This window comes from Streptomyces sp. NRRL F-5122 (genome assembly GCF_001507435.1).
GTDB classification, from domain to species: domain Bacteria; phylum Actinomycetota; class Actinomycetes; order Streptomycetales; family Streptomycetaceae; genus Streptomyces; species Streptomyces lannensis.
Genome location: NZ_LMWH01000139.1, coordinates 45,817 through 71,770 on the forward strand (window position 1 = coordinate 45,817; position 25,954 = coordinate 71,770).

Below are 25,954 nucleotides of genomic sequence, written 5' to 3' on the forward strand. Positions count from 1 at the left end.
GCGCGACAGGAACGGCCGCTGGGGTGGGTGGACCATGGTTGACGGCACGGCGACGGCGGAGGACCTCGACGTCCTGCTGGAGAAGCACCGGGTCGAGCTGACCGGTTACTGCTACCGGATGCTCGGCTCCTCCTTCGAGGCGGAGGACGCGGTGCAGGACACGATGGTCCGCGCCTGGCGGAGCCACGCGAAGTTCGAGGGCCGCTCCTCGCTGCGCTCATGGCTGTACCGGATCGCGACGAACGTCTGCCTGGACATGCTGAGCGCGGGCAACAAGCGCGCACGCCCCATGGACCTGACCGAGTCCACACCGCTCGCCCGAGCCGCCCTCGCCCCACGTCCGGACCACACCTGGCTCGAGCCGGTGCCGGACACCCGTGTACTGCCCGCGGTGACCGATCCGGAGGAGGCCGCGGTGGCGAAGGAGTCGGTGCGGCTCGCGTTCATGGCCGCCCTGCAGCAACTGCCGCCCAAGCAGCGTGCGGTGCTCATCCTGCGCGAGGTGCTGGCCTGGAAGGCGAGCGAGGTCGCAGAGCTGCTCGACACCTCGGTCCCCTCGGTGAACAGCGCGCTGCAGCGCGCCCGCGCCACGCTGGCGGAGAGAGGCGGCGAGGGCGCCGACGCCGCCGTCTCCGATCCTCTGGACCCCGAGCAGCAAAAGCTCCTCGAGCGCTATGTGGGCGCTTTCGAGGGGTACGACATGGAGGCGCTGACGGCCCTGCTGCACGAGGACGCGGTGATGACGATGCCGCCGTTCGACCTCTGGCTGCGCGGCCCGTCCGACATCACCGGCTTCATGACGACGCTCGGCTCCGCCTGCGAGGGCTCCCGGCTGGTGCCGGTCGCGGTCAACGGCCTGCCGGGCTTCGCCCAGTACAAGCCGGACCCGGACACCGGCGGCTTCACGGCCTGGTCCGTCCAGGTGCTGGAGATCTCAGACGGCCGGCTCACCGGGTTCCACTTCTTCCTCGACACCAAGCGCTGGTTCCCGCTGTTCGACGTCCCCCTCCATCTCGAAGGGGAGGCCGACCAGAGCGAGTAGGGCACGCAGCGCGGGGGCCGGGTCGCGCAAGCGGATGCGGCCCCCGGCGCGGCGGACGGCCAGTTGAAGCCTGGCCAGTACGTCCACCGAGGCCAGGGTGACGGGCCTGAGCGCCGCGACGTCGCACACGACGACTGCGGCTCCGGTGTCCTTCATCAGCGCCCTCATCTCCTCGCCGAGCCGTGCCACGTCGTCCCGCGTGACGGGCCCGGCCACCACGAGTACGGCAGGTGTCTCGGCATCCACGGTCGGTAGACCGGCCGGGCGCCCGGTACTCATCGGCACCGGATACGCGCGGGGCGGCTGCATCTCCGGTCGAGGGGAACTCGCCGGTGTCGATGACGACGTCGGAAGGCGCGGGAAGCCTGATGGCCTCATCGAACTTGTGCTCAAGGGGCGCTGGACCTCGCCCCCGGGTTGACCGTGGAGCCTGCCGCCAGCCCGCCGGGGCCGCGCGACCGACCGGGCGGCATGACGAACGGGACCGGCGTCGGTCCGCCGATCCCGTTCACCCGAAAAGGAAAACGCCTGGTCAGGCGATACGCTCCAGCACGACCGGCCCGGCCGCGAACTCCGGGCCCGGCGCCGCGACGCCGTACGCGCCCTCGATCGCCTCCAGCGCATAGGCGAAGCGCTCGGGGGTGTCCGTGTGCAGGGTCAGCAGCGGCTGGCCCTGCGTCACCGTGTCGCCCGGCTTGGCGTGCATCTCGACGCCCGCCGCCGCCTGCACCGGGTCCTCCTTGCGGGCGCGGCCGGCGCCGAGGCGCCAGGCGGCGACACCGATGCCGTAGGCGTCCAGACGGCTGAGGACTCCCGAGGACGGCGCCGTGATCACGTGCTGCTCGCGGGAGGTGGGCAGCGGGGCGTCCGGGTCGCCGCCCTGGGCCGCGATCATGCGGCGCCAGACGTCCATCGCGGAGCCGTCGGCCAGGGCCTTCGCCGGGTCCGTGTCCTTCAGGCCCGCCGCGTCCAGCATCTCCCGCGCCAGGGCGATCGTCAGGTCCACGACGTCCGCGGGACCGCCGCCCGCAAGGACCTCGACCGACTCGCGGACCTCCAGTGCGTTGCCCGCCGTCAGGCCCAGCGGGGTCGACATGTCCGTGAGCAGGGCGACCGTCTTGACCCCGTGGTCCGTGCCCAGGCCCACCATCGTGGAGGCGAGCTCGCGGGCGTCCTCGATGGTCTTCATGAAGGCGCCGGAGCCGACCTTCACGTCCAGGACCAGCGATCCGGTGCCCTCGGCGATCTTCTTCGACATGATGGAGGAGGCGATCAGGGGGATCGCCTCGACCGTGCCGGTCACGTCCCGCAGCGCGTAGAGCTTCTTGTCCGCCGGCGCCAGGCCGTCGCCCGCCGCGCAGATCACCGCGCCCGTGGTGTCGAGGACGTGCAGCATCTCCTCGTTCGACAGCAGCGCGCGCCAGCCGGGGATCGACTCCAGCTTGTCCAGCGTGCCGCCGGTGTGGCCGAGCCCACGGCCCGACAGCTGGGGGACCGCCGCGCCGCAGGCGGCGACCAGCGGAGCCAGCGGGAGCGTGATCTTGTCGCCGACGCCGCCCGTCGAGTGCTTGTCGGCCGTCGGGCGGGACAGCGACGAGAAGTCCATGCGCTCGCCCGAGGCGATCATCGCGGCGGTCCAGCGGGCGATCTCCCGCCGGTTCATGCCGTTGAGCAGGACGGCCATCGCGAGGGAGGACATCTGCTCGTCGGCGACCTCGCCCCGCGTGTAGGCGTCGATGACCCAGTCGATCTGCTCGTCGCTGAGCTCATCGCGGTCCCGCTTGGTGCGGATGACGGAGATGGCGTCCATGGCCATGGCTTCCTTCCGAGGTTCGAAAGTGTGCGGCCCCTGCGCACCACGGGCGTGGCACGCAGGGGCCGGACGGGAGTTACTTGGTGAGATGGTCCGGTCCGAAGGCCTGCGGCAGCATCTCGGAGAGCGGCAGGATCCCGGCCGGGGTCTCGAGCAGCAGGCCGGGGCCGCCGAACTCGTAGAGCAACTGCCGGCAGCGCCCGCAGGGGACGAGGATCTCTCCCTCGCCGTCCACACAGGTGAAGTGCGTCAGCCTCCCGCCCCCGGTGTTCTGCAACTGCGAGATCAGCCCGCACTCGGCACACAGGCCGAGGCCGTACGAGGCGTTCTCGACGTTACAGCCCGTGACGACCCGCCCGTCGTCGACGAGGGCGGCCGCGCCGACCGGGTAGCCCGAGTAGGGGGCGTAGGCGCGGGCCATCGCGGTACGCGCCTCCTCCCGCAGGGCCGCCCAGTCGACCGTCGCGGGCGGGGTCACTTGCCCTGCCCCTTCCGGTACGGCAGACCGTCCGCCTTCGGCATCCTCAGGCTCTGCGCGGACAGCGAGAGCACCAGCAGGGTGACGATGTACGGGGTGGCGCTCACCAGCTGCTTGGGGACCTCGTTGGTGCTGACGTACCAGACGAACATCAGGGCCGAGACGACGGCCGTGATCAGCGCGGGAAGGTAGCGCTTGCGCCAGGCCAGGTACGCGGCGCCGAACACCAGCAGGATCGCGAGCAGCAGGATCAGCGCGTGCACGTTGGTGGTGCCGCCGCGCAGGTTGAGGCTGTCGGTGTAGCCGAACAGGCCCGCGCCGAGGGCGAGTCCACCCGGCATCCAGTTGCCGAAGATCATCGCGGCCAGACCGATGTAACCGCGGCCGGCCGTCTGGCCGTCCAGGTACACGTTGGACGCCACGATCGACAGGAACGCACCGCCGAGACCCGCGAAACCACCGGAGATGATCACGGCGATGTACTTGTACTTGTAGACGTTGACGCCGAGCGACTCGGCCGCCACCGGGTTCTCGCCGCAGGAGCGCAGGCGCAGACCGAAGGCGGTGCGCCACAGCACCCACCAGGTGACCGGGACGAGGGCCACCGCGATCACGGTGAGCGGCGACAGGTCGGTGAACAGGCCGCCGATCAGGCCCGCGATGTCCGACACCAGGAACCAGTGCTTCTGGTTCAGCGTGTCCAGCCAGCTGGACAGGCCGGGGATGTCGAAGGTGCCCAGTGAGTCGATCGGCGGGGACTGCTTGGAGGAGCCCTGCGGCTGGTCCTCGAAGGTGAACTTCGACAGATAGCGCGTGACACCGAGGGCCAGGATGTTGATGGCCACACCGGAGACGATGTGGTTCACGTTGAAGGTGACGGTGGCGATGGCGTGCAGGACGGCGCCGAGGGCGCCTCCGATGATGCCGAAGACGACACCCGTCCACGGGCCCCACTGGTAGCCGGCCCAGGCGCCGAACCAGGTGCCGAGGATCATCATGCCCTCGAGGCCGATGTTGACGACGCCGGAACGCTCGGACCACAGGCCGCCGAGGCCCGCGAGGCCGATCGGGACGGCCAGGCGCAGGGCGGTGGACATCTGCCCGGTCGAGGTGATCCCCTCCGCGCCGCTGATCAGGCGGACGATCGAGGTGAGCACCAGCACACCCGCGATGACGAGCAGGAGCACGGGGAGAGAGACACGGCGGCTGCCCTTGCCGGGCTGCTGCGCCTTCGGCTTCGCGACGGTCGCGGTGGTCATCAGGCAGCCACCTCCTTCTTGTGGTTGTTGTTGCCGGCGGCCGCGGCGGCCAGCTCCGCGCCGACCCGCTTCTGCTGGCGGCGCAGGCCCCACTGGCGCACGGCCTCGTAGGAGATGACGACCGCGAAGACGATCAGACCCTGCATGATCGTGGCGATCTCCTTCTCGTACGCGACCGGGGTCGCGTAGTCGAGAGCCGGGGACGCCTTGTCCAGGAAGGCCCACAGCAGCGCGGCGAGCGCGATGCCGCCGGGGTTGTTGCGGCCCAGCAGGGCGATGCCGATGGCGGTGAAGCCGAGACCGGCCGGGAAGGTCAGGGCGTAGGTGTGGGAGTCGCCGAGCAGCAGCGGCAGGCCGGACAGACCGGCGACACCACCGGAGATCAGCATCGCCGTGAAGACCATCTTCTTGGCGTCGACGCCGGAGGCCGCGGCGGCGGTCTCGGAGGCGCCGGTGGCCCGCAGGTCGAAGCCGAAGCGCGTGCGGTTCAGGACGAGCCAGTAGCCGATGCCCAGGAGGACGGCGAGGAAGACCAGGCCGTAGATCTCGCCGACGTCGGCGCCGAGGTTGATGCCGGGCACCCAGCCGGACTCCTTCATCACGCCGGTGGTGATGTTGTCACCGACCAGCACACCGAAGTTGTCGGTGAGGGTGAGATAGCCGATCACGCTGGTGGCGATGGCGTTGAGCATGATCGTCGAGACGACCTCGCTGACGCCCCGGGTGACCTTCAGGACGCCCGCGATGCCGGCCCAGAAGGCACCGGTGAGCAGACCCACCAGCAGAAGCATCGGGACCTGCAGGAAGGACGGCAGGGCCACGTGCGCGCCGACGACGGCGGTCATCATGGCGGCCAGACGGTACTGCCCGTCGACACCGATGTTGAACAGGTTCATACGGAAGCCGAGGGCCACCGCGAGAGCGGCGATGTAGTACAGCGACGCCTGGTTGATGATCAGAACCTGGATGTCGGAGAACCCCACCTGCTCCAGCATCAGCCGGTAGGGCTCGAACGGGTTCTTGCCCGAGGCGATCAGCACGATCGAGGTCAGCACGATCGCCGCGACGAGCGCGAGGACCGGACCGGCCACCGCGAGGAGCGCGCGCTCCTTGTCGAACTTCTTCATCGGGCCTCGTCCTCCGGGGCGGCTGCTTCGTCGACGTGTTCCAGATGACCGGACGCGGCGCCGGTCATGGCCGAGCCCAGTTCCTCCGGAGTGATGGTGGCGGGGTCGGCGTCGGCGACCAGCCTGCCGTTGTAGATCACCCGCAGGGTGTCGGACAGGCCGATGAGCTCGTCCAGGTCGGCGGAGATCAGCAGTACGGCCAGGCCCTCGCGGCGGGCCGCGCGGATGTGGTCCCAGATCGCGGCCTGCGCGCCGACGTCCACACCGCGGGTGGGGTGAGCGGCGATCAGGAACTTCGGCGCGTGGCTCATCTCCCGGCCGACGATCAGCTTCTGCTGGTTGCCGCCGGAGAGGGAGGCCGCGGTGACGTCGATGCCGGGGGTGCGGACGTCGTAGTCCTTCACGATCCGCCGGGTGTCCTCCTGGGCGCCCTTGGGGTCGATCCAGAAGCCCTTGGCGTTGGGGCGCTCGGTGACGTGGCCGAGGATCCGGTTCTCCCAGAGCGGCGCCTCCAGCAGCAGCCCCTGACGGTGCCGGTCCTCGGGGATGTACCCGATGCCCTTCTCCCGGCGCTTCCGGGTGGCCCAGGAGGTGATCTCCTCGCCGAGGAAGGCGATGGTCCCGGAGTCGGCGTTCTTCAGGCCGATCAGCGCCTCGATGAGCTCGCTCTGGCCGTTGCCCTCGACGCCGGCGACGCCCATGACCTCGCCCGCGTGGATGGTGAAGGTGATGTCGTCCAGGACGCGGCGCACACCGTCGGCCTCCGACACCTCCTCCGTCAGCAGACCGGTGCCCGCGGGCTCGGCGAGCTCTCCCAGGGAGGCGCCCCCGCTCGCGTAGACCGTGAGGCCCTTGACCTCGACGACGGGCTTGTCGGTGACCGTGGACTCGGCGGTCTCCGGGGTGGGCAGTTCGCTGCCCACCATCAGCTCGGCGAGCTGGCGGGGAGTGGTCTCGGCGGGGACGGCGGTGCCGACCGTCGTACCGCGCCTGATGACGGTGATCTCGTCGGCGACCGAGAGGACCTCGCCCAGCTTGTGGGAGATGAAGATGACGGACAGGCCCTCGGACTTCAGCTCGCGCAGGTTGTCGAAGAGCGCGTCGACCTCCTGCGGGACGAGCACGGCGGTCGGCTCGTCCAGGATCAGCGTCGTGGCGCCGCGGAAGAGGACCTTGAGGATCTCCACGCGCTGACGGTCGGCGACACCGAGGTCCTCGATGAGGACGTCGGGACGCACGTTCAGCCCGTACCGGTCGGAGATCTCCTTGATTTTCTTGCGCGCGGTGGCGCCGATGCCGTACAGCTTCTCGCTGCCGAGGACCACGTTCTCCAGGACCGTGAGGTTGTCGGCGAGCATGAAGTGCTGGTGGACCATGCCGATGCCGCGCGCGATGGCGTCGGCCGGGCTGTGGAAGGCGACCTGCTCACCGGCGACGGTGATGGTGCCCTCGTCGGGCTTCTGCATGCCGTAGAGGATCTTCATCAGCGTCGACTTGCCGGCGCCGTTCTCGCCGACCAGGGCGTGCACGGTGCCCTTGCGGACCGTGAGGTGGATGTCATGGTTGGCAACGACACCCGGGAAGCGCTTGGTGATTCCCGCCAGCTCGACCGCGATCGTCGACGGTGCGGTGAGCGGAGGGCTGCTGGACGCGTCGATGGCGCACTCCTCTTGGAAAAGGGGCCCCTCTACGCGCGTAGCGCCCCTGCCTTAAATAGTGCTCGGACCTGACCGGTTCCGATCGTTCCGAGCATTGTGCCGCGCGAACGGGGTGCGGGTCGGACTTCCTTCCCACACCCCGTTCCCTGGCCTTAACGCTGCCATCACGACGACGCCTTGACCATGGCCTGTTATGGCCTCTTGTCCTGGGCGTCCCGGCACCGTGACGTCGGTGCCGGGACCCGGGGGTTGTACGTCAGCGCAGGCGGACGGTCAGGACGTCTTGACGGTGATCGAGCCGTCCTTGATGCCCTGCTCGGCCTTCTTCAGCGCGGCCTGCAGGTCGGCGTTGTTCTTGAACGCCGGGTTGGAGTCGGCGAGGCCGACGCCGCCGTTGTCGAGGCTGCCGCGGACATCGCCGGACAGCGGCTTGTGGTCCTTGATGACCGACTTGGCGAGGTCGTAGACCGCACCCGAGACGTTCTTCAGGGCCGAGGTGAGGATGGAGTCCTTGTACGCCGACAGAGCACCCTGGCTGTACTGGTCGGAGTCCACGCCGATCGCCCACACCTTGTGTGCGGCGGCGGCCTTGATGACACCCTGGCCGGACAGGCCGGCGGCGTGGTAGACGACGTCCGCACCGGCGTCGATCTGACCGTTCGCGGCGTTCTCGCCCTTGTCGGGGCTGGAGAAGCCGCCCTCCTGGGCCGTCTGCGTCAGGTACTGCGACTCGATCTTGATGCTCGGGTTGACCGATTTGGCGCCCTGGTCGAAGCCCGCCTCGAACTTGTGGATGAGCGGAACGTCCACACCGCCGATGAAGCCGATGTGGTTCTTCTTGGTGGCCTTGGCGGCGGCGACACCGGCCAGGTAGGAGGACTGCTCCTCGTGGAAGACCAGGTCGGCGACGTTCTTCGCCTGGATGGTGTTGTCGTCGATGATGCCGAAGGTGATCTTCGGGTACTTGGCCGCGGCCTCCTTGACGGCGGGCGCGTAGGCGAAGCCGACACCGATGACCGGGTTGTAGCCGGACTTGGCCAGCGTCTCCAGGCGCTGCACCTTGTCCGCGTCGGACTCGCCGTCCTGCGGCTCGATGTCCCGGCCGCTGACACCGAAGTCCTTCTCGGCCTTCTGGAAACCGGCGTACGCTGCATCGTTGAAGGACTGGTCGCCCTTGCCGCCGACGTCGTACGCCAGGCCTATGCCCTTGCTAGCGCCGCTCCCGGCGGACCCTGTGGACGAGCTTCCGCAGGCGGAAACGGTGACGGCAAGTGCTGCGGCTGCAGCACCGGCAACGGCGAAGCGGGACACCCGGCGCATGGAACGTGACTCCTTTGTGCGTGCGCCCATACCAGGCGCTGGTTCCGCGGCAGCGTAACGCGCGTAGACCAGACGGAAAACCCCTTCTGTCCGGTCCGTTATCGAGATGTGGCCACAGACACAGGACACGTCACGGAGAGCGGTGCGCCGCTTGCGGGAGGCGAGGACCGGCGTGCCGTGCGGGCCGTGGGAACACGGCCGGTGCCCGGGCGGCACATGGGGGAGGCCGGGTCGCCTCCGCGCCGCCGGTACACCGCGCAGAACGGTGACAGGGAGGCGTCGCGGCCGCCCACGCCGCGGGGCGCGGACGTCGCCGGGCCGGACCGCCCGATGGCAGGGAGCGGCTCGGACACCCGCACATGAGGGCGCCCCCGGCCGATGTTCCGGCCGGGGGCGCCCTCATGTCGTGGAACGACCCGTGCGACTACTTCGTGTTGACGGTGATCTTGCCGTCGATGATGTCCTGCTTGGCCTTGTCGACCGCGGCCACCACGTCCTTCATCGCCTGGTACTTCGGGTTGGTGTCCGCGAAGCCGACGCCGCCGGACTTGAGGTCGCCACGCACCTCACCGGACAGCGGCTTGCCGTCCACGACCGACTTCGTCAGGTCGTAGACCGCGCCGCCGACGTTCTTCAGGGCCGAGCCGAGGATGTAGTCCTTGTACTTGGCCAGCGCGCTCTGCTGGTACTGGTCGGAGTCGACACCGATCGCCCACACCTTGTGCGCGGCCGCGGCCTGGATCACGCCCTGACCGGACAGACCCGCCGCCTGGTAGATGACGTCCGCGCCCGCCTCGATCTGGCCGTTCGCCGCGTCCTTGCCCTTGTCGGGGCTGGAGAAGCCGCCTTCCTGGGGCGTCTGGGTCAGGTACTGCGACTCGATCTTGATGCTCGGGTCGACCGACTTGGCACCCTGGGCGAAGCCCGCCTCGAACTTGTGGATGAGCGGGATGTCCACGCCGCCGATGAAGCCGATGTGCTTCTTCTTGGTCGTCTTCGCCGCCGCGACGCCCGCGAGGTAGGAGGACTGCTCCTCGTGGAAGACCATGTCGGCGACGTTCTTCGCCTGGATCGTGTTGTCGTCGATGATGCCGAAGGTGACCTTCGGGTACTTGACCGAGACCTCCTTGACGGCGGGCGCGTAGGCGAAGCCCACACCGATCACCGGGTTGTAGCCGGACTTGGCCAGCGTCTCCAGGCGCTGCACCTTGTCCGCGTCGGACTCGCCGTCCTGCGGCTCGATGTCCCGGCCACCGAGCTTGAATTCGCTCTCGGCCTTCTGGAAGCCGGCGTACGCGGCGTCGTTGAAGGACTGGTCGCCCTTGCCGCCGATGTCGTACGCCAGGCCGATGCCCTTGCCCGAGTAGCCGGAGGAGTTCTTGTCCGAGCTGCTGCTCGACTCCGAGCTGGACTTGCCGCACCCGGCGGCCGCGAGGGCGATGACCGCGACGGCCACCGCAGCGTGGGAGAACCTCGTCCTCCGTGAGATCAGACGCACAGCAAGCACCCCTTTTTCCCCACGGCACCGTCACCGGTCCGCATTCCCCAATGCGCCGCCACCGCGGCGATTTCGGCGCACAGTAACGCGCGTAGAAGGGGAGAGGAACGGGGTTCCACGTGGCCGTTATCGATTCGTGCCGCCACCGGGTTACGTTTGCGCGCCGACCGTGACGCACGCGTGACGCGAACGGATGAAGGGGTGCCAATCGGGCACCCCTTCCGACCACTCGGAGAGCACCTTCCGGCCAACTCGCCGGGGTGCGCGGACCTACCGCTCCGCGTCCAGCAGCGCCGCCGCCGTGAACAGTTCCACGCCGACCGTGATGGCGTGCTCGTCGACGTCGAAGTCGCCCTGGTGGAGGTCGCGGACGAGGCGCTCGCCAGGACGGCGGACCCCGAGGCGGGCCATCGCTCCGGGCACGTGCTCCAGATACCAGGAGAAGTCCTCGCCGCCGAGGCTCTGTTCGGTGTCCTCGACGGAATGGCTGCCGCGGCGCGCGGTCATGGCCTCGCGCAGCAGCTCGGTGACCACCGGATCGTTGACGACGGGCGGCACCCCGCGGATGTAGTTGATCTCCGACTTGGCCTTGTACAGGTTGGCGATCTCGTCGATCGCGGCGTGCACGAGGTCGGGCGCCTGCCGCCAGGCGTCGAGGTCCAGACAGCGCACGGTCCCGGAGAGCTCGGCGTGCTGCGGGATGACGTTGGGGGCGTGCCCCGACTCGATGCGGCCCCAGGTGACCCCGAGTCCGCTGCGGGCGTCGACACGGCGCGCGACCAGTACCGGCACCTCGGTGGCGACGCGTGCGACGGCAGTGACGAGGTCGGTGGTGAGGTGAGGGCGGGCGGTGTGGCCGCCCGGGCCGTCGAGACCCACTTCGAGCCGGTCGCAGGCGGAGGTGATGGGGCCGTGCCGCAGCCCGATCCGCCCGGCGTCGACCCTGGGGTCGCAGTGCACGGCGATGATCCGCCCGACGCCGTCGAGGACACCCGACACGATGGCGTCGGCGGCCCCGCCGGGCAGAACCTCCTCCGCGGGCTGGAACAGGAGCCGCACGGGCCGCGGCAGCCTGCCCTCGCGGTGCAGCTCGGCAAGGACGAGACCGGCGCCGAGGACGACCGTGGTGTGCACGTCGTGACCGCAGGCGTGGGCACGGTCGGGCACCGTCGAGCGGTAGGCGCAGTCGGCCTTGGTGTCGGGGATGGGGAGCGCGTCGATGTCGGCGCGCAGGGCGAGCATGGGACGTACGCCGTCCACGTCGCCGATGTCACAGACGAGCCCGGTGCCGCCGTCGAGGACGCGCGGGGCGAGTCCGGCCTGCTCCAGGCGGCCCTTGATCGCGGCGGTGGTGCGGAACTCCTGGTTGCCGAGTTCCGGATGCATGTGCAGATCGCGGCGGAAGGCCACGAGTTCGGCGCGCAGCGCCTCGGGCAGCGCGCCGGGGAGCACGGCGTTCCCCGGATTTTCGGCCTCGGACTCTCTGGACATCACGTGGTTCACCCTTTGAAGGGTAGGGCGATCGGGCGGCCGACCTACCCGCGATCACAAAACTTCAGCCCGTCAGGCGAAGAAAAGTCGGCCGCACGCCGCATGGTCGGCGGGCGGAATGGGTATGCTCACCCGTCTTTCGGGCGTCGGGACCTTGACGGTGTCCTGGCCGGGTCCGCCGGGGTGACCGCGGAGCCGTCCGGCGCCACGGGGGCGTCCGGTGATCCCTGCACGGGCCCGCTCCCCTGTGCGAGCGTCCCGTGACGGGAACGCCCGGAGGGTCCGTGCGATTCCCGTACCCCACGGATACCACGTCATGGCCCGGTTCCTCTCCCGTAAGCCCCGGTCCACGCGCTGGTTCGCCCTGCGGCACCCACGGCCGACGTTCACATGGCTGGACGGTGAACCCTGGAAAGCAGCCGCCGGGGCCCGGCCCCCGGCGGTAGCGTGCGCCACCGTGAACCACCAGGAACCGGACTTCATCCGTACCGCACGACTCGCATGCGACGCCATGGCCCCGGACTACGACGCACACCACCCCGACACCCCGGGGAATCGCCCGCTGGAGTCGGCCCTGGTCGGCGCCCTCGCGGATCTGGTACGGGCGAACGGTCCGGCCCCGCTGGCCGACCTCGGCTGCGGCCCCGGGCACGTCACGGCCCGCCTGCAGGACCTCGGCGTCCCCGTCTTCGGAGTGGACCTCTCCCCCCGGATGGTGGATCTGGCCCGCCGCACGCACCCCGGTGTCCGGTTCCACGTGGGCACGATGACGGCCCTGGACCTGCCGCCGGACACCCTGGGCGCCATCGCGGCGCTCAATGTGATCGACCACGTGCCCCAGGAGCACCTGACGACGGCGTTCGACGAGTTCCACCGGGTCCTGACCCCCGGCGGCCACGCCCTCGTGGCGTTCCGTACGGGTGACGACGAGCACGGGCGGGTCGCGGGAGGCTCCGGGCGGGAGACGGCGCTCGACCACCACTGGCACGCGCCGCAGACGGTCGCGGACCACCTCGCGAAAGCGGGTATGCCCCTGCGGGCACGCATACTCCTGGAGCCGGACGCGGGCGAGCACCGGCCGCGCGCGTTCCTGCTTGCCCGCAAGCCGGGCCCCCTGGACTGACGGCGTCGGCCACCGGCCGGAAATCGCCGGCCGGCCCTTCCGCCATTCGGGGTCCTGCCCCGCGGCCCGGCACGGAACACGGCGGGCGGGCGGCCCGCCGGGCCCGTCAGCCGAACCGCCCTGCCACGTAGTCCGCCGTGCGCTGGTCCTTCGGGGTGCCGAAGATGTCCTCCGTGGGCCCGTGCTCGACGATCCCGCCGGGGGTTCCCTGTTCGGCGAGGAAGAAAGCGCACTGCTGGGAGACCCGGGCGGCCTGCTGCATGTTGTGGGTGACGATCACGACGGTCACCTGATCGGCGAGTTCGTGGATCGTCTCCTCGACTCGGCGGGTGGAGGTGGGGTCGAGCGCCGAGCACGGTTCGTCCATGAGCAGCACCCGGGGCCGCACGGCCAGCGCACGTGCGATGCACAGTCGTTGCTGCTGGCCGCCGGAGAGCGCGCCACCCGGCTGGCGCAGGCGGTCCCTGACCTCCTTCCACAGGCCGGCGCGGGTCAGCGACTCCTCGACGAGCTCGTCCTTCGTGCGGCGGGCCGCGCGCGTTCCCGTCAGCCGCAGGCCCGCCACCACGTTGTCGTAGATCGACATGGCGGGGAACGGGTTGGGCTTCTGGAAGACCATGCCGATACGGCGCCGGGCGTCGGTCAGCCGTCGCTCGGGGGCGTAGATGTCCTCGCCGTCGAAGAGCACCTCACCCGCGAGCTGCGCGGCCGGAATCAGTTCGTGCATCCGGTTCAGGGTGCGCAGGAAGGTGGACTTGCCGCAGCCGGAGGGGCCGATGAGCGCGGTGACCCGGCCGGCCGGCATCGTCAGGGAGACACGGCTGAGCACCTGGTGGCTGCCGAACCAGGCGGACACCGAGCGGGCTTCGAGGGTGGCGGGAGCGGGGACCGCGGCTGTGGGCAGGGGCGGCATTGCTTCGGTGTCGATCAGGGTCTCGGTCACGTCGGGTACCTCGGTTCGGGGCGGGGCCGGTGCGGCGGTCACAGCAGGTTGGGCAGCAGTTCGGTGGTGCGCGTGGCGACCTGGAGGCCCAGCACCGCGACCAGGGGGGCGAAGACGATCCACGTCTGGTGGCGGCCCCAGCGGTGCCATGCCCACACCGCGGCGACGGACACGAGCAGCAGCGCCTGCAGCCACATCACCAGCGGCCACGGCACTCCGGCGGGGCGGGCAAGGGGCTCTTCGGACTGCGGCAGCGTGCCGGAGCGGATGACGGCCGCCGGTGTCTGGAAGGGCGCGGAGACCAGGTCGGCGTCGACACGCAGGACGCCCCCCGGCATGTAGTCCGGGCCGGTCGCCGTGACCAGCACGAGCCTGCCCTTGCCCGTGGACAGGGGCGCGGGTGCCGGATCGCCTGCCCGGCGCACGCCGAGGACCTGGTACGTCGCCTTGCCCTGGCCGGTGACGACCGTGAATCTGGTGCCCACCCGGAGCCCGGCCAGTCCTCCGAACGGGCCGCCGTACGCGGCCGCCCGGCCCATCAGCACGCTCGTGCCCGTCTGGCCGGGCATCGGGGTGTCCCTGCGGTGTCCGGGACCGTCCGTCATGACCGTGGAGTCGGTGCCCTCGAGGACGACCTGGGTCATGTCGAGCGCGGGGATGTCGATCAGCGCGACCGGGGTGCCGGGGGCCAGCAGCCGGCCGTCCTGGTCGGTCTGGGCCACCGGAGCGGTGCCCAGGGCGAGTTGGTTGCGCAGCTCGTCGAACGCGGTGTGCTGTGCGGAGCGTTCCTGGATGCCGCTGACCACCAGCAGCTGGGCGGTGATGCCGAGCAGCAGGGCGGCCAGGCTGAGCAGGGCGCCGCGGGCGAGGTGGCGGACGGCGGTGACGCTGCGGGCGCGCGCCCGCAGTGCGGCCGGAGCGAACGTGGTCGGTACGGCGACGGTCACGGCGGTCCGCCTCCTTCGATGGTGATGAGGGTGTTCGGATACGGCCGGGGAGACCGCGGTGGCCGCGGTCTCCCCGGCAGCGGGCGTCAGGTGGACTTGATGGTGAAGTTGACGCCGTTCCTGGAGTTCACGGTCGAAGAGCCCGTGTAGTACGCGTGCATGGTGTGGTTGCCGCGGCTGAGCTTCGGCAGGGTGAGGGTCACCTTGCCGCTCTTCAGCGTGCCGGTGGCGATGACGTGCGAACCCGCGTAGATGCGCACGGTGCCGGTCGGGGTGGTGCCGGTCGCGGTGACCTTCACGGTGACCTTGGCACGCGAGTTGTGGCTGACCGTCTTGGGCGCGGAGGTGCTCACCGACGGGGTCGCCTTGGTGATCGTCAGCTTGACGGTCGTGGAGGACGTGTTGAGCTTGCTGCTGCCGCCGTAGGAGACGGTCAGGGTGTGCGTGGCGACCTTGAGGTGGTTCGACAGGCCGATGGTGACCTTGCCGGAGCGGTCCAGGGTGCCGGTCCCGACGGTGGTGCTGCCGTCCTTCAGCGTCACCTTGCCGGACGCGACGGTGCCGTGCGTGCCGGTGACGGTGACGGCGACCTTCGGCGTCTTGCCGTACGCGGTCTTGGCGGCGGTCGCCTTGGTGGTGCTCGAGTACTTCACGGCCCCGGTCCACGTCGCGAGGACGCCGGAGCCGTTGAGGTTCGCGGCGCTGACCGAGGCGGTGTAGGTGCCGAGGGCCAGACCGCTGAAGGTGTACGAGGTGGCGGTGGCCGGGACGTCCTTGACGGCCACGACGGCGCCGTCCGCACCGGTCAGCGTCACGCGGTAGTCGGTGACGGGCAGGCCGGTGGGGGCCGGAGCGGTCCAGCTCAGCTTGACCGACGCGTCACCGGGGGTGGCCTTCAGCGCGGGCTTGCCGGGCGTGTTGGCGTCGAAGGTCGACCCCTCGAGGCCGCCGAACTTCGCGTGCTTGGTCGGGTTGATCGAGCCGTTGTAGGACTCGTTCACGAAGCCGAAGGCGGCGATGGTCTTCTCTGCGTCGTCGGACGCCAGCGCGGCGGTGTGGCTGCCGTTCGTGACGAAGACGTCGTAGAGGTCCTTGTCGAAGAAGATGCTGGTCGGGTCGATCGCCCGGCTGGGCACGACGTTGTAGACGTCGCGGCCGAAGGTGGCGTTCTCGTAGTAGCTGTTGAGCGGGACGAGGTGGCCGTTGGACGTGCTCACCGGCTCGGTCTCGCCGGTGTCGCCGGGCAGCCGCACCGCGGCCAGGTAGGCGCCGGCCGCGGCGGCGGCCTTGCTGTGGTCCGGGGCCACGCCGTTGTTCTGGGCGATCCAGCTGCCCACGGAGAACGGGACGAGGGCGCCGTCCTCGGTGACGGCGTCGTCGGCCTGGTTCTCCTGGACGGTCGGGATGGTCGGCGCGATCGTCGAGTCGCTCAGGCCGATCGCCGACAGGAAGAACTTGCGGGTGCCCGACCCGCTCTGCGGGATCTTCGGGTGGACGGTCTGGCCTTCCACCACCGTGAGCGTACCGGCGTAGATGTCGTGCAGCTGGTCGACCGTCAGCTTGTGCAGGGCCGAACCCTTGACCGCGACGCCGACCGCGTCCCGGGCGAACGGGATGTAGGTCAGTGCGGTACCGGAGGTGCTGGGGCCGCCGGAGGAGCGGGCGAAGTCGACCTGGCCCTTGATGGTGGTGCCGGTGCTGTTGGGCCACTTGTCGCCGGTCAGCGCCATCGTCAGCGCGATGCGGCCGTTGCCGGAGCCGTTGGGCCGCAGGAAGGACGGGCCGCCCGACCGGGTCCGGATCGAGGACGTGGTGGAGCCGGTGCCGGGCTCGACCGCGTCGTAGGAGGCGATGCCGGCACCGCTCGGCGCCTTCACCGGGGCGTAGCCGGAGGCATCACCGGCGAGGGCGTTCAGCACGTCCTGCGTGGTGTCGGAGCCCACGCCGACGAGCTTGCGGAAGGTCCCGGCGGGGGCGGGGTCGGCGGACGCCGGGGCGGCGAGGGCCAGGCCGCCGGCCACCACGGCCGCGGCTACAAGCGCCGCCGTAGAGCGCGTTCTGCGCATCGAGAGTCTCCTGACAGTTGTGAGCGGGATGCGTCGAATGGATGTGGCAGGGTGGAGCGAGCCGTCCGCCCCGACTGCCTTTCGGGGCGGGCGGCCGTCTGTGGGGAGCGCCCGGCGGGCGCTCCGGTGTGTCAGTCCCGGCCCGGTGGCAGCAGCTTCCGCAGCCGCTCGGGCAGGGTGACCGAGGGCACGACGGTCACGTTGCGGCCGCCGGGGAGCGGCACCCGCAGCGGCAGGCGCAGCCGGCTTCCGCCCGCGAAGGGGGCGCCGACGGCCGCGGCGGCACCGAGCGCGGCGCCCACCGGGACGGCGTAACGCAGCGCGTTCGCCGGGTCGGCGGGAGTGGTGCCGAGGGCCGTGGTCTGCAGAGCCTTGCCGCCGCCGTACGAGGGCGCGCCGCTGGGCGTGGCACTCGCGTCGGCATCGGCCGGAGCCGCGGTGCCGTCCCCGGTGCCGCCGGTGGTGGCGCCGTCGCCCGCCGTCTCGTCCGAGCCGCCCAGGTCACCGGTGCCGCCGGAGGCGCCGCCGTCCGAGCCGCCCTCGTGCGAGGAGGGCCCGGTGTAGTGGACCAGGGCGTCGGCCGCCTGGTCGGTCCGGGCGCGCAGCCGCTGCGACAGCGGGGCGTAGCCCGGGGGCAGCCGGCCCGGGTCGGCGCCGCTGATCTGCCCGGCTCCGGCCGCATACCGCAGCAGGGCCGCGTAGTCCTTGCGGGCGGACGCGTCGATCTCGCTGGGGCGCACCGCGGCGTAGACCAGCTGCGCGAGCGGGTAGGCGCCCTTCTGGGTGACCTTGTCCGGGTCGATCTCCGCGACTCCGGAGCCGGAGGCGCCGGAGGCGGCCGCGGACAGCGACGCGGTGGTGGGGGCGACGAACGCCCCCGCCGCGTTGCGCAGCTTGGCGGTCTGCAGCCCGAAGCGGGTGGCGGAGGCCGCGTCGGTGACCGTGATCACGAACCGGGAGCCGACAGTCTGCGGCCCCGGGCTCTTGTAGGTGGGCGGGTCGGCCAGGGCGTCCCAGGTGGACTTCCACAGCGTGTCGGTACGCCGGGTACGCAACGCGGCGTCGTGCATGTCCGTCACGTACGGGTGGAAGTCCGTCATGCACTGCAGGGCTTCCTTGGGCGCCCCCGTGCCCGGGGGGACCGTGCACCAGCGGTCGTTCCTCGGGTAGTTGTCGGTGCGGGTCGGGTCGAAGGCCGCGCCGCTCGGGTTCACGTCCACGTTGGTGCTGTAGAACGGGTTGACGCGCATGCCCCAGTCGTCGGAGACACCGGCGAGGAACTGGCGGGCGTCCTTGTCGGACAGGACCCATTGCCACAGCGCACGGGCCGAGTCCGAGTGGCCGGCCGCGGTGAGCAGATCGGTGTCGGTGGCCGGGGTCTCGGCGACCGACAGTTCGGCGAACTCCGGGTTGAGCGCGATGAACTCGGGGTCGCTCGCCAGACCCGCCGGGTTGCTCTTCGCCCAGCCGTACCCGCCGGCCGTCTTGTCGCCGAGCACCGCTCCCCAGGGGGAGTTGCGGTAGGACTCGGTCAGCAGTTTGGCGACCAGGCGGGGCGTGAGGTCGATGGAATCGACCATCGTGCCGGCGAGCTTGCGCACGCTGTCCGGCGCCCCCGCCTTGGGCCTGCGTTCGATGGTGAAGCCAATGACGGCCCCCGAGAGCGCGACCGGTGCGTAGGTCGTGGTGCCGGGCGGCGCCGTCGTGCCTTCGTCCGACCCGAGGGCCCTGGTGGTGAACGCGAGACCGTTGGTCCCGTCCGTGCCGATCCGCTGACGGGCGTCGGGCTCACCGAGCTGGGTGTAGCCGTACACCCGGCCGGCCGGGCACAGGGCCGTCTGCCAGCTGGTCATGGCGTCGGCGGCGAGCTCGCTGCCGATGGTGGGGCGCTCCTCGGAGCCGAGGGCGCAGTTGGTGCCGACCGCGTTGAAGTGGAGCGGGATCGCGATGCGGTTGTGCCAGTTGGTCGAGGAGACCGGGGAGCCCGCGTTCACCTGGCTCTGGTCGGCGTACGGCTTGCCGTCGAGGTCCAGATGGCCCTGCGGGACGATCACCAGCCAGCAGGAGCGGGGCCTGGTGACGCCGTTGTGGGTGACCGGGATGCCGCAGCCCAGGTGCGGGGCCTCGTTGGCGGTCTGCACCTCGACGTACTCGTGTCCCTTGCCGTCGGCACCGGTGCGGGCGAAGTCGACCTCGTTGGTGGTGTTGCGGTTGAAGAACTGGTTGTTCTGGGTGTCGCTGGTGACGACCGTGCCGTCGACGGACTTGAAGGGCACCTCGCCCTGGCCGAAGGGGTTGCCCGCCCCGTACCGGTCGTCGTCGCCGTAGTTGGTGGGGTCGGCGTTGTAGGTGATCTTGCGCGTGTCGTCGCGGTCGTTGCCCGGCCAGTTGTCCCGCCCGGTGACCGGGGAGCCGCCGAACTGGCACTGGGTGCGCGGCGGACCGGGGTTGGACCGGACGGTGCCGTCGTCGTCGCCCCAGCACTGCATGATCTGCACGAAGTCGGTGTTGAACCGCGTGCCCGCGAAGGTGGTCGGGGTGCCGCCGGACCAGGAGACGGTGACCGCCTGGCTGGTGAGGTGGGTGGTCTGGTCGACCGTGAACCTCATGTCCTTGAACTCGCCGCGCCCGGCGACGGTGACGGCGGAGCCGTTGGAGGCCGCGGCGGTGGCGGGCGGGGCCGCCTGCGCCACGGCGAATCCGGCGAGGGCGCCGACGGCCGCTCCCGCGACCAGGCGCACGAGCGCGTTGCGCAGTCGTCTCATCGTCCGTCCCCGTCCGTGAGGCGGCCGTCCCGGGTGCCGGTGCGCGAGGCGATCGCGCGGGAGACCACGGAGGGCAGCAGAACCAGTCCGAGCAGCAGGAACGCGGCGAGCAGCATCAAGGTCTGGGTGCCGGTCCAGCCGTGCCTCCCGGCCACCGAGACCGGCTGGGCGAGGGCGACGGTGCCGCCCGCGACCGTGCTGCCGCCGGCCACCGCCGACGTTCCGTCCGCCGCGATGGTCTGCCCCGTGTCGGGGTCGACGGACGGCTGTGCGCTGTCACCGGAGCCGCCGGACGTACCACCGCCCGCGGCACTGCCGCCGCCCGAGGTGCCGCCGCCCGTGGCCGGCCCGCCGTTCGAGCCGCCGCCGTTCGAGCCGCCCGAACCCGCGGACCCGCTGCCGTCCTTGGCGCCCCCGCTGCCCGTGGTGCAGGGCGGAGCGCCCTTCTTGTCGCAGGCGGCCGGGTAGGGCGCGGTCTCGGCCAGCTTGTTGCGGCCGCTCGTGGTGAAGGTCGGGTTGTTGCAGCCGCGGATGTTGATGTTCTGGGCCTGCACTCCGGGGATGCGGCGGATCTGGTCGAAGCCCGCCTGCACCAGGTTGATCGGCAGCGGCGAGTAGCCGAGCTTGGGCGCCTGCTGCTGGCCCTGGCACATGAAGTAGTACGAGAAGGCGCCGAGCGTCCTGCCCTTGGCCTTGGTGAAGATGCCCTGCTCCTTGAGGGGCAGGATCATGTACGAGTAGCTGGACAGCGGGTAGTTGCGCTTGTCGGTGTCGTTGTAGACGCCCTCGAGCTGCTGGGTGAGGTAGTCCGGCGAGCTCTTGTTCGTGTTGATCTTGGCCTTGAGCAGCGACACCGCGACGTTCTGCGGGGTCGGCTCGGTGTAGTAGCCCGCGTGGTTGAGGACCTTCGCGACCGGATAGTGCTCGTTGAGCGCGTAGGAGTAGTTGACGTACCCGATCGCGCCCTCGCCGTAGTTCTGGGCCACGTAGCCGGCCACACCGAGGTCGCCGGACTGGGCGATCATTCCGGAGACGGTCGGGTAGTTCGAGGTCTGCCCGCAGGCGCCGGCACGGCCGACCCGCCGGCAGTAGTCCTGCCACAGGCCCTTGTGCTGGTCGGCCATCCACATCGTGAACTGGGCCGTGGAGCCCGAGCCGTCGGAGCGGACCACGGGGACGATGGCGCGGTGCGGCAGTCGCAGGCCCGGGTTGTCGGCCTTGATCACCGGATCGTCCCAGGTCTTGACGACCCCGGTGAAGATCTTGGTGACCACGTCGCCGGAGAGCCGCAGGTTGGTGATCCGCTTGCCGCCCGCGGTCAGGTGGTACATGAAGACGGTGCCACCGGCCACGATCGGCATGTAGGCGTAGGAGCCCGCGCCCGGCCGTTCGGCCGCCGAGCCGTCGGTCGGGTGGGTCTGGAACGGGATGTCCGAGACCGCGAAGTCGACCGTGCCGCTGAGGAACTGACGCCGGCCGTCGGAGGAGCCGTTGCCGGCGTAGCTGATTCGCATGCCGTACTGGTTGACGGCGCGGCGCCATTCGTCGATGGCGTTCTCGGCCCAGGTGGAGCCGGCTCCGGCGATCGGGGTGTAGCCCCCGCCGGCGGCGGCCGCGGGCGCGGTCAGCGGGCCGCCCAGCAGCCCGACGATCACGGCGAGCAGTGCACCGAGGATCCCCGGCGCGCGCAGGCGGCGCAGAAGAAGAGGCAGGTGACGGCGCATCAGTGGGTCTCTCCGGGCTTCTGTCCGGGGTCCTCGTCGGTGGCGGACCCGGTAGGTCGGTCGAACGGGGCGACTTGCGGATCGGCCTCGAACAACGTGAGGCCGGGGGCGTGCAGTTCGGCGAACCGGGCGGTGTCGCGGCGGGAGGCGCGGGCCGTACGCCGCGCCTGTCGGCGGGTCTGGTGCCCGGGGCCGCGCCCGCCGATCACCCGGGCGATCGCGAAGAGCACCAGGACCAGCGCCATCAGGACGGCCGCCGCACCGAAGCCACGGGCGATCATGGTGGGTTGCGGCGACTTGACGAAGTTGAAGACGGCGAGCGGCAGCGAGATCATCGGCCCGCTCGTCGGATCGGCGTTCAGCGCCGCGGTGAAGCCCGCGGTGAGCAGCACGGGTGAGGTCTCGCCGATGCCGCGCGCGGTGCCGAGGATGACGGCGGTGGCGAGTCCGGAGCGCGCCGTCGGCAGGACGACGTGCCACACGGTCCGCCAGCGCGGCGCCCCGAGCGCCTCCGCGGCCTCGGTCAGATTGCCCGGTACCAGCCGGAGCACCACGTCCGCGGCGCGGATCACGATCGGCAGCATCATCACGCTGATCGCGAAGGCGGCCGCGAGGCCCGACTTCTGCATGCCGAGGATGAGGATCCAGGTGGCGTACACCATCAGGCCGGCCACGATCGACGGCAGCGCGGTCATCGCCTCGACGATGGTCCGTACGAACCGGGAGAAGCGGCCCGGGATCTGGTTGAGGTAGACCGCGCAGGTCAGGCCGAGCGGGACCGTGATCGCCAGGGCGATGGTGATCATGATGAGGCTGCCGAGCATCGCGTGGAGGATGCCGCCGTGGGTGAGCGGGTCGAGCGGACCCGACGCCTGCATGTCCTGGGTGAAGAAGTTGCCGTGCGGCAGCGCCTCTCGGCCGCGCCAGGCGGTGAAGCCGACGACCAGGGCGAGCCCCGAGAACAGCAGCGTGGCCGCCGTCCACAGCACCACGGTCATCACCCGGTCGCGGACCGCCTGGCCGTTCTCCTCCAGGCCGGTGAGCACGGCGTAGACGGCGAGGAAGGCGAGGTACGCGGTGACCGTGAAGCCCAATACTCCCGAGAAGGGGGCGAGTTCCCCGAACAGCAGCACCGTGAGGCAGAACCCCGAGACGGCGGCGCCCGTCAGCGACAGCACACCCGAGCGGGTCGGGCCGCCGATGCGCCGGGGACGGTCCGGGAGTTCGGCGGCTTCCGGAGCGGCCGGGGCCTCGACCGGTGCGGTCGTGGTCTCTTCTACGACGGTCATCTCATGCCTCGCTCTGCGCGCCGGACCGGGAGCGGGCCACGATGGAGGAGGCGGTGAAGTTGACCGCCAGCGTGAGCAGGAACAGCGCCAGGCCCGCCGCCATCAGCGCCGACATGCCGAAGGTGGAGGCGTCGCCGTAGTGCAGGGCGATCAGCGAGGACACCGAGTTGGAGCCGGTCTGCAGGATGTGCGGCTGGATCACGAAGACCGGGGAGATGATCAGGTACACCGCGATCGTCTCGCCCAGCGCCCGGCCGAGCCCCAGCATCGTGCCGCCGATGATGCCGCCCTTGCCGTACGGCAGGACGACCGAGCGGATCATCCCCCAGCGCGTGGCGCCCAGTGCGTACGCGCCCTCGCGCTCGCCCGCCGGCGCCTGGGTGAACACCTCCCGCATCACCGAGCACTGGATCGGCGCCACCATCAGTGCGACGACGATCCCGGCGACGAAGGTGGAGGCGGTGTAGACGCTCTCGGAGGCCAGCGGTTCGCCCGGCTGGGTGCCGTCCACCGTGAACAGGGGGATCCAGCCGAACCAGTCGGACAGCCAGCGCGACAGCCCGATCACGTGCTGCTGGAGGAAGAACAGCCCCCACAGTCCGTACACCACCGACGGGACGGCGGCCATCAGGTCGACCATCGTGACGAGGGTGCGGCGCAGCGGGCGCGGCGCCACGTCCGAGATGAACAGCGCGGTCCCGACGGCCAGCGGCACGGAGAGCGCCACCGCGACGGCCGCGATCAGCACGGTGCCGCTGAGTACCGCCGCGATGCCGAAGTGGTGGACGTCGGGCTGCCATTCGGCGGTGGTGAGGAACGAGAATCCCGTGGCGCGCAGTGCCTGGGCGGCCCTGAGGAGCAGGAAGAGTCCGACCGCCGCCATGATCGCCAGGACGACGACTCCCGTGGCCGTCAGCTGAAGGCGGAAGATCCGGTCACCCAGCCCCCGGGCGGCTCGCGGCCGGCGGGGCGCCGGTCTGTCGGACTCCGATCCGTCGGACTCCGGTCTGTCCGAATCCGTTCGGTCGGACTCATGGTGCGTGGCCGCCACGTGTGGTCCCCCCACTGTGGAAACAAAACTCCCCGCGCGTGGCCGGATGGCACCGCGCGGGGAGATTCAATGGCCGGATCATGTCGGTCCAACGCGTGGGATGTGGACAACCTGTGAATGCCATATGGCTGTTCCGTACGCGAGTTGTGCGGATTTCGAGGTGTCGGGCGTCCTAACCCGCGGCCACGTCCTGCCCGGCCGCCGCCACGTCCTGGTCCGCCGGCCCGGAGTCCAGCCGGTCCACGTCCCGTGCCGTCCCCGAGACACCCGACAGAAAGCCCTGTGCGCGCGGTGACGCGTTCTGCGTCAGCCACGCCGGATCGATGTCGCACACCGACACCCGCACCTCCGTGCCGACCAGGGCCAGCGGCAGGGTGTGGACGACCGTGGAGGGGAAGCTGAGGACCGTCCGGCCGATGGGTCCGCGGCGGGCGATCAGCTCCAGGGGGAGGTCCGGGCGCACCACCTCCAGACCGGTCTCGACCGCCAGAGTGTGGAGTTTCTCCGTGCTCTCCCGGCGGTGCGCGAAGTAGCGCCGGGCGCCGTGCGCCTTGGCCAGGGCCTGGACCGCGTCCAGGTAGCGCCGGCTGTCCACCACGCCCGTCTCGACGAGAGAGGTGCCGACCAGGTCCGCGCCCTTGGTGATGCGGGGCGGACCGAACCGCGCCCGGGTCCAGGAGAACTCGTTCGCCGTGACGGTGACCCCGTCCGGGGTCTCCTCGATCGGCATCGACGAGAAGACCTCCACCGTGCGCCGCCCGCTCGGCGTCAGACGGCGGCGCGCCGACGACGACACCGGAGCGAGCATCAGCTCACGCACACCCCGTCTGCCGCCCTTGCGGTGCCAGCGCACCAGACGCTCGCCGCGGGCGAGTTGGGTGACGAACTCCATCGTCGCCGTGCCGTCGTCCACGACCACCAGGTCACGCGCCCGGCTCATCATCAGCAGGAGCTGGACGTAACGGGAGAAGGGATCCCCCATCACCACCCGGTGTGCGCGGCGCAGCAGCGGGAGGAGGCCGCCGATCGTCTGGAAGGGCGCGGTCGCACCGCCCCGCGCCTCCTCCCAGCGCACCTCGTAACCCTCGTCGCGGGCCAGCTCCGCCATACGGCGCAGCTGGCCGCGCGTCATCGGGTCGTTCGGGGACAGCACCACGAGGGTGAGCACGTCACCCTCGGTGGTACCCGCCGTCCCCGGGCCGTCCGCCGGCGTACGCCCCGCTATGGACCGCCTGCCCCCCTGTGTGGGGATCGCCGCCGCCTGTCCGGGCACACCGCTCTCCGTGCTGCGGAGCGCGTGCGCATGGGCCCACTCCAGCACGTTGAGGAGCTGTACGGGGCTCTCGACAAAGGCGAGCGTGCGGTGGCCGGCGGATCCGGCGCGAGGGCTCATCGGCGTACGACCGTCCCCTTATGTGCTCAGACCTGGACCGGCTCACCGGCGGCCGCGGCGATCTCCGCCTCCGCGACCACACCCGCGACACGGCGCAGCTTCTTCATCGGGCCGAGCTCGGAGTCGTAGACCTTCTTCACACCGTCACCCAGCGACGACTCGATGATGCGGATGTCGCGGACCAGGCGCTGCAGGCCCTGGGGCTCGACGGAAGCGGCCTGGTCGGAGCCCCACATGGCGCGGTCGAGGGTGATGTGACGCTCGACGAAGGTCGCCCCGAGCGCGACCGCGGCGAGGGTGGTCTGCAGACCCGTCTCGTGGCCGGAGTAGCCGATCGGGACGTTCGGGTACTCGCTCTGCAGCGTGTTGATCACGCGCAGGTTCAGCTCCTCGGCCTTCGCCGGGTAGGTGGACGTGGCGTGGCACAGCAGGATGTTGTCCGAGCCGAGGACCTCGACCGCGTGGCGGATCTGCTTCGGGGTCGACATGCCGGTGGACAGGATGACGGTGCGGCCGGTGGCGCGCAGGGCGCGGAGCAGCTCGTCGTCGGTCAGGGAGGCGGAGGCCACCTTGTGCGCCGGGACGTCGAACTTCTCCAGGAAGGCGACGGCCTCGGTGTCCCACGGGGACGCGAACCAGGCGATGCCCTTCTCCTTGCAGTACTCGTCGATCTGACGGTACTCGTCCTCACCGAACTCCACGCGGTGGCGGTAGTCGATGTAGGTCATCCGGCCCCAGGGGGTGTCGCGCTCGATGTCCCACTGGTCGCGCGGGGTGCAGATCTCCGGGGTGCGCTTCTGGAACTTGACGGCGTCGCAGCCGGCCTCGGCGGCCACGTCGATCAGCTTGAAGGCGTTCTCCAGCTCACCGTTGTGGTTGATGCCGATCTCGCCGCAGATGTACACGGGCTGACCGGGACCGGCGGTACGCGTACCGAACTGACGCAGACGGGAGTTGGTGCTCATGG

General features: G+C 70.7%; 20 protein-coding genes. 2 read left to right on the top strand and 18 right to left on the bottom strand.

Going from position 1 to position 25,954, the window contains the following annotated elements:
- The first annotated feature begins 34 nt into the window (after positions 1-34).
- Positions 35-1,042, top strand: coding sequence for a sigma-70 family RNA polymerase sigma factor (locus tag ADL25_RS16380; protein ID WP_059128474.1), 1,008 nt, complete (start codon positions 35-37; stop codon positions 1,040-1,042).
- Here the strand turns inward: ADL25_RS16380 and ADL25_RS46190 are convergent.
- The 9 genes from ADL25_RS46190 to ADL25_RS16425 form a co-directional block, all read right to left on the bottom strand.
- On the bottom strand, positions 935-1,321 hold the full coding sequence (locus tag ADL25_RS46190; RefSeq protein ID WP_079050409.1) for an STAS domain-containing protein: 387 nt from the start codon (positions 1,319-1,321) through the stop codon (positions 935-937). The genes ADL25_RS16380 and ADL25_RS46190 overlap by 108 nt on opposite strands.
- Positions 1,322-1,574: 253 nt before the next feature.
- Complete coding sequence (locus ADL25_RS16390) at positions 1,575-2,858, bottom strand: thymidine phosphorylase (protein WP_059128476.1); 1,284 nt, start codon at positions 2,856-2,858, stop codon at positions 1,575-1,577.
- Between the two features lie 73 nt (positions 2,859-2,931).
- The gene (locus ADL25_RS16395; protein WP_079050397.1) at positions 2,932-3,333 is read right to left on the bottom strand and encodes a cytidine deaminase; all 402 of its coding nucleotides are present in this window, start codon (positions 3,331-3,333) and stop codon (positions 2,932-2,934) included.
- Entirely contained in the window at positions 3,330-4,592 is a 1,263-nt protein-coding gene (locus tag ADL25_RS16400) for an ABC transporter permease (RefSeq protein WP_059128477.1), read from the bottom strand. Before ADL25_RS16400 ends, ADL25_RS16395 begins: the two co-directional genes overlap by 4 nt.
- A complete protein-coding gene (locus ADL25_RS16405; protein WP_059128478.1) occupies positions 4,592-5,719 on the bottom strand; it encodes an ABC transporter permease in 1,128 nt (375 codons plus the stop codon). Before ADL25_RS16405 ends, ADL25_RS16400 begins: the two co-directional genes overlap by 1 nt.
- Positions 5,716-7,377 (bottom strand): ABC transporter ATP-binding protein, encoded by a 1,662-nt coding sequence (locus ADL25_RS16410; RefSeq protein ID WP_181923360.1) that lies wholly within the window; start codon positions 7,375-7,377, stop codon positions 5,716-5,718. The genes ADL25_RS16405 and ADL25_RS16410 overlap by 4 nt, the downstream gene beginning before the upstream one ends.
- Positions 7,378-7,650: 273 nt before the next feature.
- Positions 7,651-8,697, bottom strand: a complete 1,047-nt coding sequence (locus tag ADL25_RS16415) for a BMP family lipoprotein (RefSeq protein ID WP_059128480.1) — start codon at positions 8,695-8,697, stop codon at positions 7,651-7,653.
- A 424-nt stretch (positions 8,698-9,121) separates the two neighbouring features.
- A complete protein-coding gene (locus ADL25_RS16420; RefSeq protein ID WP_159044941.1) occupies positions 9,122-10,186 on the bottom strand; it encodes a BMP family lipoprotein in 1,065 nt (354 codons plus the stop codon).
- Positions 10,187-10,465: 279 nt separating this feature from the next.
- Positions 10,466-11,686 carry an amidohydrolase gene (locus ADL25_RS16425; RefSeq protein ID WP_059128482.1) on the bottom strand — a complete coding sequence of 407 codons (1,221 nt, stop codon included), beginning with the start codon at positions 11,684-11,686 and terminating at the stop codon, positions 10,466-10,468.
- A gap of 457 nt (positions 11,687-12,143) precedes the next feature.
- Between ADL25_RS16425 and ADL25_RS16430 the strand changes: the two genes are divergently transcribed.
- Positions 12,144-12,809 (top strand): class I SAM-dependent DNA methyltransferase, encoded by a 666-nt coding sequence (locus tag ADL25_RS16430; RefSeq protein ID WP_234380940.1) that lies wholly within the window; start codon positions 12,144-12,146, stop codon positions 12,807-12,809.
- Positions 12,810-12,915: 106 nt separating this feature from the next.
- Here ADL25_RS16430 and pstB read toward each other — a convergent pair whose 3' ends face one another.
- From pstB to ADL25_RS16475, 9 genes are all read right to left on the bottom strand, one after another.
- Positions 12,916-13,722 carry a phosphate ABC transporter ATP-binding protein PstB gene (gene pstB / locus ADL25_RS16435; protein ID WP_059128544.1) on the bottom strand — a complete coding sequence of 269 codons (807 nt, stop codon included), beginning with the start codon at positions 13,720-13,722 and terminating at the stop codon, positions 12,916-12,918.
- Between the two features lie 68 nt (positions 13,723-13,790).
- Positions 13,791-14,699, bottom strand: a complete 909-nt coding sequence (locus tag ADL25_RS16440) for a sortase (RefSeq protein ID WP_059128483.1) — start codon at positions 14,697-14,699, stop codon at positions 13,791-13,793.
- A gap of 86 nt (positions 14,700-14,785) precedes the next feature.
- Complete coding sequence (locus tag ADL25_RS16445; RefSeq protein WP_079050398.1) at positions 14,786-16,765, bottom strand: Ig-like domain repeat protein; 1,980 nt, start codon at positions 16,763-16,765, stop codon at positions 14,786-14,788.
- Positions 16,766-16,896: 131 nt separating this feature from the next.
- Positions 16,897-19,530, bottom strand: coding sequence for a hypothetical protein (locus ADL25_RS16450; protein ID WP_059128485.1), 2,634 nt, complete (start codon positions 19,528-19,530; stop codon positions 16,897-16,899).
- A complete protein-coding gene (pstS, locus tag ADL25_RS16455; RefSeq protein ID WP_079050399.1) occupies positions 19,527-21,254 on the bottom strand; it encodes a phosphate ABC transporter substrate-binding protein PstS in 1,728 nt (575 codons plus the stop codon). Before pstS ends, ADL25_RS16450 begins: the two co-directional genes overlap by 4 nt.
- A complete protein-coding gene (gene pstA, locus ADL25_RS16460; protein WP_063805656.1) occupies positions 21,254-22,543 on the bottom strand; it encodes a phosphate ABC transporter permease PstA in 1,290 nt (429 codons plus the stop codon). Before pstA ends, pstS begins: the two co-directional genes overlap by 1 nt.
- A gap of 1 nt (position 22,544) precedes the next feature.
- The gene (gene pstC / locus ADL25_RS16465; protein ID WP_324614051.1) at positions 22,545-23,609 is read right to left on the bottom strand and encodes a phosphate ABC transporter permease subunit PstC; all 1,065 of its coding nucleotides are present in this window, start codon (positions 23,607-23,609) and stop codon (positions 22,545-22,547) included.
- 157 nt (positions 23,610-23,766) lie between these two features.
- On the bottom strand, positions 23,767-24,987 hold the full coding sequence (locus ADL25_RS16470) for a hypothetical protein (RefSeq protein WP_059128486.1): 1,221 nt from the start codon (positions 24,985-24,987) through the stop codon (positions 23,767-23,769).
- A 26-nt stretch (positions 24,988-25,013) separates the two neighbouring features.
- On the bottom strand, positions 25,014-25,952 hold the full coding sequence (locus ADL25_RS16475) for an N-acetylneuraminate synthase family protein (protein WP_059128487.1): 939 nt from the start codon (positions 25,950-25,952) through the stop codon (positions 25,014-25,016).
- Positions 25,953-25,954 lie beyond the last annotated feature (2 nt).

What these genes read in the sequence shown, in the direction of transcription:
- ADL25_RS16380 (WP_059128474.1), top strand. Translation starts at nt 35, where the DNA reads ATGGTTGACGGCACGGCGACGGCGGAGGACCTCGACGTCCTGCTGGAG.
- ADL25_RS16400 (WP_059128477.1), bottom strand. Translation starts at nt 4,592, where the DNA reads ATGACCACCGCGACCGTCGCGAAGCCGAAGGCGCAGCAGCCCGGCAAG.
- ADL25_RS16475 (WP_059128487.1), bottom strand. Translation starts at nt 25,952, where the DNA reads ATGAGCACCAACTCCCGTCTGCGTCAGTTCGGTACGCGTACCGCCGGT.
- pstS (WP_079050399.1), bottom strand. Translation starts at nt 21,254, where the DNA reads ATGCGCCGTCACCTGCCTCTTCTTCTGCGCCGCCTGCGCGCGCCGGGG.
- ADL25_RS16450 (WP_059128485.1), bottom strand. Translation starts at nt 19,530, where the DNA reads ATGAGACGACTGCGCAACGCGCTCGTGCGCCTGGTCGCGGGAGCGGCC.
- ADL25_RS16415 (WP_059128480.1), bottom strand. Translation starts at nt 8,697, where the DNA reads ATGCGCCGGGTGTCCCGCTTCGCCGTTGCCGGTGCTGCAGCCGCAGCA.
- ADL25_RS46190 (WP_079050409.1), bottom strand. Translation starts at nt 1,321, where the DNA reads ATGAGTACCGGGCGCCCGGCCGGTCTACCGACCGTGGATGCCGAGACA.
- ADL25_RS16390 (WP_059128476.1), bottom strand. Translation starts at nt 2,858, where the DNA reads ATGGCCATGGACGCCATCTCCGTCATCCGCACCAAGCGGGACCGCGAT.
- ADL25_RS16425 (WP_059128482.1), bottom strand. Translation starts at nt 11,686, where the DNA reads ATGTCCAGAGAGTCCGAGGCCGAAAATCCGGGGAACGCCGTGCTCCCC.
- ADL25_RS16445 (WP_079050398.1), bottom strand. Translation starts at nt 16,765, where the DNA reads ATGCGCAGAACGCGCTCTACGGCGGCGCTTGTAGCCGCGGCCGTGGTG.
- pstB (WP_059128544.1), bottom strand. Translation starts at nt 13,722, where the DNA reads ATGCCGCCCCTGCCCACAGCCGCGGTCCCCGCTCCCGCCACCCTCGAA.
- ADL25_RS16405 (WP_059128478.1), bottom strand. Translation starts at nt 5,719, where the DNA reads ATGAAGAAGTTCGACAAGGAGCGCGCGCTCCTCGCGGTGGCCGGTCCG.
- pstA (WP_063805656.1), bottom strand. Translation starts at nt 22,543, where the DNA reads ATGACCGTCGTAGAAGAGACCACGACCGCACCGGTCGAGGCCCCGGCC.
- ADL25_RS16470 (WP_059128486.1), bottom strand. Translation starts at nt 24,987, where the DNA reads ATGAGCCCTCGCGCCGGATCCGCCGGCCACCGCACGCTCGCCTTTGTC.